This window comes from Pedobacter foliorum, from assembly GCF_013266735.1.
In the GTDB taxonomy this organism is placed as follows: Bacteria; Bacteroidota; Bacteroidia; order Sphingobacteriales; family Sphingobacteriaceae; genus Pedobacter; species Pedobacter foliorum.
Map to the genome: position 1 here is coordinate 13,275 of NZ_JABSNU010000017.1, position 12,873 is coordinate 26,147.

The window sequence follows — 12,873 nt, forward strand, 5'->3', positions numbered from 1 at the left end:
TAATTTGGTTCTTAGGTTCGGTTCTTGTGTGTTGTTACGGTAAATATAAATTATTCGTCTGTTTATTGGTCAGGAATTATTAACTTACTATATATCTATTTGTTTTAACTGCTTATCGCTATTATGGACTGGCTACTGATTTCGGAAATCGTTTACGTTGTTCTTTTAGTCTTTGTTTGTCTGCGCATTATATACGACACCAGGAGCACAACCAAAACCCTCGCCTATTTACTATTTGCCATATTTGTTCCGTTTTTTGGGATGCTTTTCTATTTCTTTTTCGGCATTAATTACCGACACAGAAAAATGTACAGTAAGAAGCTTTATGAGAATGATGATCTGGCAAATAAATTCAGACACGAGATTCTTCAATATTCCGAACGTACACTTAAAGAAAATGGCCATGCTGTTATTGGCAATAAAGAGCTGGCATTTATGATCTTGAAGGATTCTATGAGTCCTTTAACTGCAAAAAACTCTTTAAAACTTTTGATAAATGGGGAGCAAAAGTTTCCTGAGGTATTAACAGCTATTAAGGATGCGAAACAACACATCCATATTGAATATTACATTTATGAGGATGATGAAATTGGACAGGCAATTGAGCAGGCATTAATTGAAAAAGCCAAAGAAGGGGTTACTGTTCGCTTTATTTATGATGATTTTGGTAGCCGCAGCATTCGTAAAAAACTAGTTCCCAGATTAATTGAAAATGGCATAACAGCTGTTCCTTTTTTAAAGGTGCATTTTATGCTTTTCGCCAACCGACTTAATTACCGTAATCACCGCAAAATAATTGTAATTGATGGTGTTACTGCTTTTGTGGGTGGCATTAATGTGAGTGACAGATACATTAATCGTGAACCTAATCAGCTTTACTGGCGAGATACTCACTTGCGTATTGATGGCCCGGGTGCGCAGTATTTGCAATATCTGTTTTTGTGTGACTGGAATTTTTGCGCTGAAGAGTTATTGAAACCAAACAAGGAGTTTTTCCCTCCAAAACCACCTCAAGTGGGCGATGACAATAAGATTGTTCAGATTGCAGCAAGTGGCCCGGATTCTGAATCGCCAACAATTTTATTTTCTATTCTTCAGGCCATTAATCTGGCTACCGATGAAATACTAATCACCAGTCCTTATTTTATTCCGGGTGAGAGTTTATTGGATGCATTAGTTATCGCCTCATTAAGTGGTATTTCTGTTAAGCTTTTGGTACCGGGTGTATCAGATTCTGTACTCGTAAATTCGGCTGCTAGATCGTATTATGATGATTTACTTAAAGCCGGTGTAGAGATTTATCAATATCAGAAGGGTTTTGTACATGCCAAAACAATGGTAACTGATAAGAAAATAGCAATGGTGGGTACTGCAAATATGGATTTCAGAAGTTTTGATCTGAATTTCGAAGTGAATGCAATTGTGTATGATAGTGCGATTGCCACTGAATTGACTGATATTTTTTATGAGGATCTTAAAGATTCGCTAAGGATTGATCCGGTATTGTGGGGTGCACGTCCGGTATATAGGAAGTTGCTTGAAAAAGCAGCGAGGTTATTATCCCCGCTGCTATAGGTTGGTTTATTTTGTCAACGTTACATTTACTAAAATTGGGAAATGATCCGAAACGAACTTACCATGGTAAGTATCAGTTAGTATACCCCATTTATCAGCTTTAAAGCCTTTGGTAACAAATACATGGTCAATAATTTCGTAACCATCTACACTTTTACCCCATGCATTAAATGATGAATTATTTGCATAAGGATATTTAACCTGAGTATAAGTATCGGTTAAAAGACCAGAATTAGCCAATGTTAAATACCATTCGCTTTTTTGGCCACCATTTAAATCTCCTGTGAAAATAGCCGGTGTGTTACCTGCAATTTCGCTGATCTTTTTAACGATTAGCTTTCCGCTTTCTACACGTGCAATTTTACCTTGATGATCGAAATGCGCATTAAAGTAGTAAAACTTTTTACCACTACTTATGTCTTGAAGGTGTACCCAAGTACAGATACGGTTACAGCAAGTAGCATCCCAGCCTTTTCCCGGTTTATCAGGAGTTTCTGACAACCAGAAATCACCTTTATCCAGTAACTTAAACTTGTCCTGACGATAAAATATAGAAGAGTGCTCACCAGCGTCTTTACCATCATCACGTCCTAAACCATAATGTGCGTATTCTGGCAATAGCTTACTCAAATCGTCTATCTGATTTTTCAATCCTTCCTGAATACCGAAAACATCGAAATCATGAAAACGTAATAGATTTGCAGCCACAGGAGCCCTTTGAGACCACCTGTTTCCTTCGTCTCCGGCGTTATCATAACGAATGTTAAAGGATCCAACAGTAAATTTTTGAGCAAACGCATTGGCGCTTATCACTACCAAAAATATAGAAAGAATGATTTGTCTTATTTTCATATTTATTTAGTTTTACTTTATAAAATTACAATTTACTTATTATTTGGAAGACCATCCCAACCAGGATTCTGGCCAAGAGCAGGATTTTTCTGTAAGTCTGCCTGGGGAATTGGGTAATAATACATCTTATCATCCCATTTTCTAACTATTTCATTCATCCAGGTAAGTTCTCCGAAAGTACCATTTTTGAGCAACTGAGAGTTTATTTTACCACCAATTGTTGCTGATACATCCACATAAGTAACTCCCGAAACAGCAGGTGTTGGTTTTGTACCTTGAAAAAAAGCTACATCAAGAATACCATCTTCATTTAGATCCATAGGGGTATTAAGCGCAGGAACATAAAAACCATCCCACTCCTGATCCATAAGCGGAGCTCTTTTCCATCTTAAAAGATCACTATAACGTAAACCTTCAAGACTAAGCTCAATACCTCTTTCTCGTCTTACTTCCAAAATAGATGGATCAGCAATTCCCGGAAAATAGTTGGCTATTAGGTAAGGATCTGCAAGCACTGGTTTTGTTGTTAACCCTTGTGTTATACCACCTCTTGCTCTAAGTACTCCAACAGTTGTTGCCCAATCTTCATTGGTAAGTGTACCAAGTTCAGCTTTGGCTTCGGCATAATTCAATAGAACTTCGGCATAACGGAATAAGGCAATGGAGTTAATATTAAGAGCTCCAGCATCATAGTACATATCATCTAATGTCCATTTTATTGGCTGATAACCAGTAAAAGTGTAAGAGAATACAGGAGGTGCTGGAACTAATACTCCCCCGCTTATCCTTTTATAATCTCCGGAACGGATGGTCTGTTTTAATCTCAAATCTCGGTTTTTCACTTCATCCTTAAACAACATTGTTGTATAAGCTGGGTCGTTAGTAAACGGAGTTCCATCGAGCTTTAAATAAGTATTGATAAATGTTCTGGTAAAACTTGCCTTGGCGCCATAGGTTCCACTAGTCCACCACCAGTTTGCCTCATTCAATACGTTTAAAGTAAGGTCACTTACAGCAGCCTGTAGCACTTCGTTTGCAAGAGGAACTGTGCTGGTAAACACCTGACGGTAAGAAACACCGGGACCGCCTGCGGTATTGATAGAATATCCGCCCTTATCCATAATTTCTTTAGCTGCCGTTTCAGCATTGGCTAACCATGCTGATGCTGAAGATTGCAAACCAAGTTCGGCATGGTATTTCCTAAATGTTCCTTCGAAAAGACAAATTCTTGATTTATAAGCATATGCCACCCACTTAGTAACCGTACTACGGCTTGCATCGTTAGTTGCTTTTATATTGGCACAGGCAAAATCAATGTCGGCAAGTACAGAATCCATAACTACTTCTCTTTTATTTCGACCAGCATATAGTGCAGGATCATTGATATTCATTGGCTTACCAATCCAGGGTACATCACCAAATCGCTTCACTTTCTCCATATAAAAATATGCTCTGAAATACCTTGCTATACCTAAATAGTTATTTCTAATATCAGCAGGAACAGATGGATCTTTACAATTTTCAATAAAGTAATTGATATTCCTAAGGTCATTCCAGGTCCATCCGGAACTTTGTGTAGAAGTGAAAATTCCAGGTCTTATAAAATCGGAAACAGATTTTACCGCCAGGTAATCAGAAACAGCATCCTGACTAGTAGAGTTCTTAGGCAGAAAGTCCATTGCATAAAAAGAGTTGGTATAAAGCTTTAATCCACTCTCGCTTCCGAAAACAGCTTTCTTTGATGCGGTAGATTCAGGTTCCTGATCAAGCTTCTTACAGGCTGTAAAGCACAAGCAGCACAGTAGAATCCATATATATTGTTTTTTCATAATTATCTGTTTATAATGTTCATCAATAAGGTTAAAATCCTAAGCTTAAGCCTAATGAATAGCTCTTCATCAGCGGATAGTTATAGCCATCTCCATTGGTACTACCTGAGTTCAAATCCTGATCTGAGGGTACTGCATTCTCTACATCTATCGTTTTCACGACTTTATAGAGTGGTGAGTAGGTAAATAAGTTCTCTCCTGAGAAAAACACCTTCGCTGAGCGTGCCCCAATGCGCGAAATCAGTCGTGCAGGTAAATTGTATCCAATTTGTAGGTTCTTAAGTCTTAGATAGGCCACATTTTGCAGGTACTTAGTTTGTGCTACACCTAACTCCCTATTGGTGTTGCTTGAAGCTGCACGCGACATCGTTCTAGGAAAGTAAGCATTCGTATTTTCAGGCGTCCACATATTACCTACATGAAAAGTAGGGATGTTGTTGTAAGGCCTATTGTACTGCCCCCAGAACATTTCTGTTTCCGTACTTGGGTACCATTGCTGCTTACCAACACCCTGGAAGAATGTAGAGAAAAAGAAGTTGTTCCAGTCGGCACCAAGACTTACACTATACAAATATCTTGGAGCTGAATTTCCTATAATCCTTCTGTCGCCCGGTTTAGCTACTGTGTTGTCTCCTATATTGATAAAACCATCGCCGTTTGTATCCTTTAATTTGATATCACCTGGGTACCAAATATTGGTTGGTGAGGCTCTCATTTGTGGACTTTGCTTAGCATGTGAATCAATATCAGCCTGATCTATAAAGAATCCCTCTGTTTCATAACCCCAGATCTCTCCTATTGTCTGCCCTTCGTAATACTCTCTACCGGTACCATTATTTCCTACATCTGTAAGTAATTTGTTCGGGTTATTATACTTATCAATCTTCGATTTGCTGTCAGATAAAGTTAAGCGTACATTATATTTGAAAGGTTTATCTCCATTACCAATCCTGTCGTTCCATGTTACTGAAGCTTCCCATCCTCTGGTGGTTAAATCAGCATAGTTTCCTTTTGGTACAGTATTTCCGAAAACTGCAGGAGCAGTAAGACCAACAGTAAACATATCTGTAGTTTTCCTTACATAAGCATCACCACTGAAAATTAAACGGTTAGATAGCATAGCCAAATCCAAACCAAAATTGGTGGTGGTAGATGTTTCCCAGGTAATCTGATCTGGAAGTACTCCCGGTAGCCTTGTGGTTTGTGGCCTAACACCTCCTAATACCAATGGTGATTGAGTGATAGAAAATAGCTCTTGATATTCGTATGAGTTTATATTTCCATTACCCAATGACCCATATGATGCACGTACTTTCAAATCTGAGATGATCTTATCTGAAACATTCCAGAATGATTCTTTATTAACTCTCCATCCTCCTGAAATTGAAGGAAAGAATCCGTAACGCTGGCCAGAAGGGAATTTAGAAGATCCATCATAACGTGCGTTTACCTCTATCAGGTAACGATCTTTGAAGGAATAATTCAATCGTGAAAAACCTCCTAAGATTGCCCATTGCTCATAACCACCACCTGTGGTAATTGCCTGACCTAAAGCCAAATTAAGATCTGTAGCGTCTTCAAAAATAATTCCATTACGCTGCGTAGATAATCTATTGTAAGTAGATTCTTCATAGTTATATCCGGCCATTAGCTTTAGGTAATGATCAGCGCCAAATTTATTTTCAAACTCACCATAGATGTTTGCTGCCAAATACTGAGTTTCTCTTCGTTCAAACAAAAGGTCGTTGGTGGTAGTACCTACATAAGAAGTTTGCCCTTTGATATTACTGTAAGGCACCTGAACACGTTTTTGATTCCTATCATTGTTGGTATTGCGGAAGGTAAAATCAGCATTTACTCTAAATTTATTATTGAAGAAATTACTTCTCAATCCGGTGATATTTCTAAAAACCTGCTTCTTTGTATCTATACCATTCTTTCCGTAGTAAAAATCTCCAACAGTGTATGCAGAAGTAAAAGTCAGGGAGCCATCGGGATTAAACATAGGCATAGTCGGGTGACCTTCATCAGCAATATTCCTCCAGATTCCGCCACCCTCGCCAACATTGATTGGGTTATGGTAGTTCATTACTGAATAGTCTGCATTATTTTCAATGGTTAACCAAGGAAATACCTGCACTGATCCCTTCGCACGGATGTTCTTCATGTTGTAATCATCAGTATTATACCTGAAGAGTCCATCTTGTCCTAAGAAACGACCTGAAATTAAGAAGGCCGTTTTATCGCTGCTTCCACTGATTGATAGGTTGTTTTCTGTGGCAACTGTATTTTTTTTATACAATTCGCCATACCAATCTGTACTTCCGTAATAGGTATATTCTCCTGTTGTTGGATTTACCTCTACTTGATTGTAAGGTTGCCCTGACTCTGCTCTTTTTTTGAACTCATCTAAGTAAGCCTGAGAAAATTTCTGAGTTTTATTGGCATTCTGAGGAAATGAACCATCACCGTTTACAAATGCTTCGGCAAACATTTTTGCCCATGTGTATCCATCGGTTACAAAGTCTGGCGTTTGCAACGGATTCTTTAAAGCAAAGTTGCTAGAGAAGTTCACCGTTGTTCTGCCTTTTTCGGGTCTCTTAGTAGTAATTAATACTACACCAAAAGCACCTCTGGCTCCGTAAATTGCTGCTGAAGCTGCATCCTTTAGAATGGATACTGTTTCTACATCATTAGGATTCAGTAAACTTGGATCGCCCTCAAAACCATCAATCAGAATCAATGCGCTTCCGCCCTGTCCAATAGAAGTCGTTCCCCTTATGTTATAGCTAGGTGACTGTGTTGGTTTTCCGTCCATCATTTTGATGTTCAAATTGGGTAACAAGCCCTGAAGACCTTGAGTAAGGTTGGGCACGGGTCTGTTCTCTAATGATTTAGACGAAATCTGATCTACCGCACCCGTTGCGTTTTCTCTTTTTTGTGTACCATATCCTACAACTAGTACTTCACTTAAAGTACCGGTTTGTGCAGTTAATGAGACATTTAATTTTGTGGTTTCTCCTGCTTTTACTACAACCTTGGTTTGTGTAGAGGAAGTATAAGAAATAAAACTAATGGTTAGCGTGTAAACACCCGGAGCAGCATTGATGCTATAAGTACCATCAGGATGGCTTTGTGTTCCTGTATTTAACTCTAGAATTTTAATATTGGCTCCTGGAAGTGGATCACCATTCTCATCAACAATCTTCCCGGTAATCTTTCCTGGATTATCGTTTTTAATTAATGTGATGGTTCCTTTTACTTCTTCTCTGAAAGTAAGACCAGTATCGTCAAAAATAGCCATTAAAATTTCTTCTATTTTTTCATTACTAAAATCTCTCTCCTCGGTTCTGAATTTTTTAAGTTTTAGGTATGCCGGATCGTAGGCAAAATCGACTCCACTTTTCATTTGCAGCTTTTCTATTGCATCAAGAAGGTTCTCGTTTTTAAAGGCAATATTGATTCTTTTATTTAAAACCTGACCATTGGAATTGTCTGCAAATAATATTTGTGTACTGGCGATTATAAAGGCGTAAATGAGCAATGTATAACGCATAATTTTCTGCAAAAGCAGTAAATGTTTTTTCATATATTTGTTATTTTATTGATAAATAAGATTCTACAAGATCCAACAGATAGAGGGTCGCAAACTACTTCCTGTTGAATTTATCAATCCGGGTCTGCTTCAGATCCGGTTTTTTTGTTTTTAGTATATCACTATTTCATTTCCTATCCTCCTATATTTATTTTGATGTACTGAACAGATTATTTTCATGGTCTGATCCAGAGAACGAGTAGATCGTATTTGTAGATTGTATAAGTAATTTGAAGTTGCCCTATTATTTCCTCGTAGAACTACACCGTAGTTAACTCTCATAACTTTGGCCACTTCTGCAAATGAAGCGTGGTCTAGATCCGTAACCTGTTCAAACCAGGCATTATGTTCACGTGTAGCAAAATCAGCAGTTTTCCACTTCGCTGTTTTCGAATTGTAGCGTAATCGTTTGCCTGGTAGCAGACGATCAAATACTTTTTTACTATCACTAACTTCTACTTTACCTTCACTTACACTAACTTCAGTGATAGCTTTAGGTTGGGTATTTACGGAAAATTTGGTTCCGAGTACACGCGTTTTTATTTGCTTGGTATAAACTACAAATGGATGCTTGGGGTCTTTTGTTACTTCAAAAAAAGCCTCTCCTTGATCTAAGAAAATAGATCTATCTGTATAAATTGCTTCACCCGAAGGTTTTAAAGCATATTCGGCCGGGATACGCAATGTTGTATTGGGATTCATTTGAATGACAGACTGATCGGCCAGAACTACCTTTTTGTATTCCCCGTTTTTTGTTTCTATCACACTAAAGATTTCGTTTTCTACAGCTTTTCTAAAATCATTTGTTGGTTTTAAAAACTTTCTGCCAAAAAAGAGTGCAGGTAAAATTAGAGCCAATATTGCCGCGTATTTATAATATTGCTTAAAGAATGAAATTTTTCTACCTAAGAGATGATCTCTATTATTTAAAATAACATTTTGCATTTCGGCTTTAATGGTTGCTTCTTTACCCGATTCAGTAAATTCTTGCATAGCAATTTCATCATCGTATGTAGCATACCAATTCTCGACGATTTGTTTTTCGTCTTCACTTGCCATTCCGCTGACATAGCGTTCCAATATTTTTTTAAACTGCTCTGATTCCAAACTTCTGCCTCTTTCCTATAAGTAACTTCAAACACCTGAATCTACTTTGAGAAATTGTTAAGTTTACATTAATTAATCAGTCGCTCCGGGAATTTTTCACTTAATCTCTTCCTAATCCGTCTCATCGCTTCACAAATATGGTTTGAAACTGTCTGCTCTGCAAGGTTTAGTTTTTCTGCTATTTCAGATGTAGAGTGGTGGGCATGCTTTAACAGGTATGCATTGCGCATTTTTTCGGGGAAGCCTTTTATTTCTACTTCTATAAGCTTTTCCAGATCTAAATAGTCGGATAATTCATTAATAGAGACTGATGCATCTTCAAACTTCCTTAAAGTATAATCAAAAACGCGTTCTTCTATTTTTTCTGATCTGAAATAATTGAGTACCTGAAATTTCGCAGCTCCCATTAAAAACTGCTCAAGAGTAGTATTAACTATGATAGTTTCTTTTCGCTCCCAAATATTGATAAAAACATTCTGCACAATATCTTTAGCAGCCTCTTCATCTTTAATCCGGGTTAATACATGGACATATAGCTTCTTCCAATACATCTCATACAAGAGATCGTAAGCAGCAGTATCGCCCAACTTAAGTTGTCGAACTATTTCTTCGTCTTTTCTTCCAACTTGAAGCATATTCAAAAGTAGAGTTCCAATATGAACAGGATGTTAACTCTTATTATTTGGTAATATTTGGTTAATTAAATATATGCAAAAGTTGTTCATATGCAAGATAACAAAGGCACTTGTTCTCAAATACAACAGTATTACCTTTGCACGACAACATATTTGAGGTATATTAGACTATCTAAAATGCCTCAATCATGCAAAGATCTACGTCAGATTTTTATTTAAATGCTAAAAAAATATGGGGTACTGTTGTTAAAACCGACTCTGTTGATTCAAATGAATTAAGGTTACAGCTAGAATTCCATAAGCGATTATTAAATATTTTTCAGGTAGGAAGTTATTACTACTTAATTTTTAACATTTACCAGGGCGCAATAGAGTTTATAAGTCCAGAGGTAACGGGTGTTTTGGGTTACGAAATTGATGAAATGAGTGCAGAGTTTTTAATGGATAAAATTCATCCAGAAGATAAATCATATTTTCTGAATTTTGAGTATCGCATAACAGAGTTTTTTAAACCACTACCTTTTGATAAAATCAAGAATTATAAGGTTCAATACGATTACAGAATAAAGGCTAAAAGCAACAAATACGTACGCATACTGCACCAAGCTGTTCAAATTGACTACGATACAACTAATTTTTATCGCACGCTTTGCTTACAAACTGACATCTCGCACATTAAACAGGATGGTATTCCCTGTTTTTCAATTATCGGGTTAGATGGCGAGCCCTCCTATTACAATATCCAGAATGTTGAACGCATTACCAGGTCGTACGACATATTTACAAAAAGGGAAAGAGAGATTTTGAAATTCATTGTAGAAGGTAAAAGCACAAAGGAAATAGCTGATGTATTATTTATAAGCCCATATACAGTGAGCACGCACCGAAAAAATATACTCAACAAAACAAACGCAAAAGGCTCGGTAGATTTGGTAAGCAAGGCAATAAGTGAAGGCTGGATATAGACACTATGTGGTTATTGGTTAAGTACGCAACTATGAAAAAAGTAAGTTTGATATCTCTATTATTCCTTGCATTAGCTATCCATATTCCAGCTCATAGCCAAAAAACAAGGTCTAAAAACGCAATGATGCAGGGATTACGTGTATCTGATAATCAGAGGTATCTTGTATATGCTGATGGAAAGCCATTCTTTTATCTTGGAGATACTGCTTGGGAAATGCTACATAGACTAACGCTTAAAGATGCAGAAATCTACATGGACAATCGCAAATCCAAAGGCTTTACAGTACTTCAAACGGTAGTATTGGCCGAACTGGATGGCATTAATGAGCCGAATGCATTAGGGCATAAACCACTTAAAAACAATGATATTTCTGAGCTTAATGAGGATTACTTTAAAGACATAGATGCATTTATTCAATTGGCTGCTACTAAAGGTTTATACTTAGGTTTGCTGCCTCTTTGGGGTGATAAAGTATTTAAAAATACCTGGGGGACAGGTCCTGAAATTTTTAATGTTCAAAATGCAAAGGAATACGGAAAGTTTTTAGGCAATAGATACAAAAACCAACCTAACATTATATGGATACTGGGTGGCGACCGCAATCCGCGTAACGATAAAGATGTAGCCATTTGGCGCTCATTAGCCGAGGGTATTGCAGCTGGTGCGGGTGGTAATGATAAAACACTCATGACATTTCACCCTCAGCCAAATGAAAATGGTGGCTCATCAACATGGTTCCATAATGATGAATGGCTGGACTTTAATATGCTGCAAACCGGACATTGCCGGGATGGAAGTAATTACGATAAAATCACTTATGATTATAATTTAAAACCTACAAAACCGGTGATTGATGGGGAACCTCTTTATGAGGATCATCCGGTATGTTTTGATGCAAAAAAGAACGGTTTTTCAACAGCAGATGATATTCGGAAACTAGCCTATTGGCAAGTGTTCGCAGGTGCTCTTGGGCATACATATGGATGTCATGATATATGGCAGTTCTATGCTCCTGGTCGCGAACCGATAAATTTAGCCAGACGTTATTGGAAAGAAGCAATGGATTTACCCGGTGCACAGCAAATGGGATATGTGAAAAAGCTAATACAATCTCAATCGATGTTGGACCGTATCCCTGATCAAAGTCTAATTTCAGGTGATAACCCTAAAGACGGTACGCATTGCAGTGCTACCCGGGCAAATGATGGACATTACGCCTTCATTTACACTCCTACCGGACGCAAATTAACCGTAAACACGACCAACTTGAAAGGAAAGCGTGCATTTAAAGCCAAATGGTTTAATCCGAGAACTGGAGTGTTTAGCTCAGCTTTCAGAATCGATAGAAAGCCGGAACTTACCTTTACTCCTCCAACCAGTGGAGAAGCTTTAGATTGGGTATTGGTATTAGAAAATGGTTAGTAGTCCATTTGCTCTTAGTCGGTAACGCCTACGATCTCAGAGAGTCGTTTTTCATTTAGTACACGGATGTTTCTACCAGAAACCTCAATAATTCCATCCTTTATAAAATCATTGCTTACTTTAAATAAGGTTTCATAGGTTGTTCCAGAATATGAAGCTATATCCTGTCTAGCCAGCGCCAAAGCAATATAGCCGTTATCATCAACACCAAATTTATGTAACAACGCCAAAATAGATTGTGCTATCCTAGCTTTAACAGACATATGTGCCAAATCGCGCATTGCCCTATGCGAATCCTGAAGTTCATTTGCAAAAAACTGCATTAATTTATAGGTTAATTCGCCGTTCACCTTTAATGTTGTTTCAAAGAAATCTCTCTCCAGATAGCATACAACTGTATTTTCTAAGGCTGTAGCTGAAACTGGATACAGTGGTTTTTTACCAAGGCCTAAATGCCCAATAATTTCTTCGGCACCGGCAAAACGAATAATAAGCTCCTTTTCATTGTCCCATCTTTTATGAACTTTAACCGTTCCACGGTACACAAAGTAAATTCCTTTCACAGGATCTCCTTCTTTAAAGAGTGCCTCTCCCTTTTTTACTTCAAAGTTCTTTTTTTGAATTTCAAGTGCAGGTAACCATTCTGGTAAACAGAGTTTACACAGGAAGCAACTTTTAAGATCACATAGATTACTACACTCCTTCATTTTTTAAACAGGTATTTGATGTGCAATAATACTATATAAATATCAAAAGTAAAGAATTAGCGTAATAAAACTGAATTACATTAATATTGTAAAAACAACACTAATATTCAATTAATATAAATTACACAAATAAAAACATTGCATAAACAATATAATTTACTTTTATAACCTATAAAATAACCAT

The 12,873-nt window shown here is 37.3% G+C and carries 9 protein-coding genes; 3 read left to right on the forward strand and 6 right to left on the reverse strand.

All coding sequences use genetic code 11. The annotated features are described in order from the left end of the window. Positions 1-123: 123 nt before the first annotated feature. On the forward strand, positions 124-1,575 hold the full coding sequence (cls, locus tag HQN83_RS22420) for a cardiolipin synthase (protein ID WP_173093546.1): 1,452 nt from the start codon (positions 124-126) through the stop codon (positions 1,573-1,575). 6 nt (positions 1,576-1,581) lie between these two features. On the opposite strand, the gene HQN83_RS22425 is transcribed toward cls, so the two are convergent. The 5 genes from HQN83_RS22425 to HQN83_RS22445 form a co-directional block, all read right to left on the reverse strand. After that, positions 1,582-2,427, reverse strand: coding sequence for an endonuclease/exonuclease/phosphatase family protein (locus HQN83_RS22425; RefSeq protein WP_173093548.1), 846 nt, complete (start codon positions 2,425-2,427; stop codon positions 1,582-1,584). 32 nt (positions 2,428-2,459) lie between these two features. Continuing rightward, complete coding sequence (locus tag HQN83_RS22430; protein ID WP_173093550.1) at positions 2,460-4,256, reverse strand: RagB/SusD family nutrient uptake outer membrane protein; 1,797 nt, start codon at positions 4,254-4,256, stop codon at positions 2,460-2,462. Between the two features lie 31 nt (positions 4,257-4,287). After that, positions 4,288-7,845 carry a SusC/RagA family TonB-linked outer membrane protein gene (locus tag HQN83_RS22435; RefSeq protein WP_173093552.1) on the reverse strand — a complete coding sequence of 1,186 codons (3,558 nt, stop codon included), beginning with the start codon at positions 7,843-7,845 and terminating at the stop codon, positions 4,288-4,290. 117 nt (positions 7,846-7,962) lie between these two features. Beyond that, on the reverse strand, positions 7,963-8,931 hold the full coding sequence (locus HQN83_RS22440) for a FecR family protein (protein ID WP_173093554.1): 969 nt from the start codon (positions 8,929-8,931) through the stop codon (positions 7,963-7,965). A 95-nt stretch (positions 8,932-9,026) separates the two neighbouring features. Then, positions 9,027-9,593: an RNA polymerase sigma factor gene (locus HQN83_RS22445; protein ID WP_173093556.1), complete on the reverse strand. Its 567-nt coding sequence runs from the start codon at positions 9,591-9,593 to the stop codon at positions 9,027-9,029. A gap of 188 nt (positions 9,594-9,781) precedes the next feature. On the opposite strand from HQN83_RS22445, the gene HQN83_RS22450 reads away from it, so the two are divergent. Beyond that, a complete protein-coding gene (locus HQN83_RS22450) occupies positions 9,782-10,558 on the forward strand; it encodes a LuxR C-terminal-related transcriptional regulator (RefSeq protein WP_217277452.1) in 777 nt (258 codons plus the stop codon). A 32-nt stretch (positions 10,559-10,590) separates the two neighbouring features. Then, positions 10,591-11,982 (forward strand): glycoside hydrolase family 140 protein, encoded by a 1,392-nt coding sequence (locus HQN83_RS22455; RefSeq protein ID WP_173093558.1) that lies wholly within the window; start codon positions 10,591-10,593, stop codon positions 11,980-11,982. 14 nt (positions 11,983-11,996) lie between these two features. Here HQN83_RS22455 and HQN83_RS22460 read toward each other — a convergent pair whose 3' ends face one another. Then, on the reverse strand, positions 11,997-12,689 hold the full coding sequence (locus HQN83_RS22460; protein WP_173093560.1) for a Crp/Fnr family transcriptional regulator: 693 nt from the start codon (positions 12,687-12,689) through the stop codon (positions 11,997-11,999). Positions 12,690-12,873 lie beyond the last annotated feature (184 nt).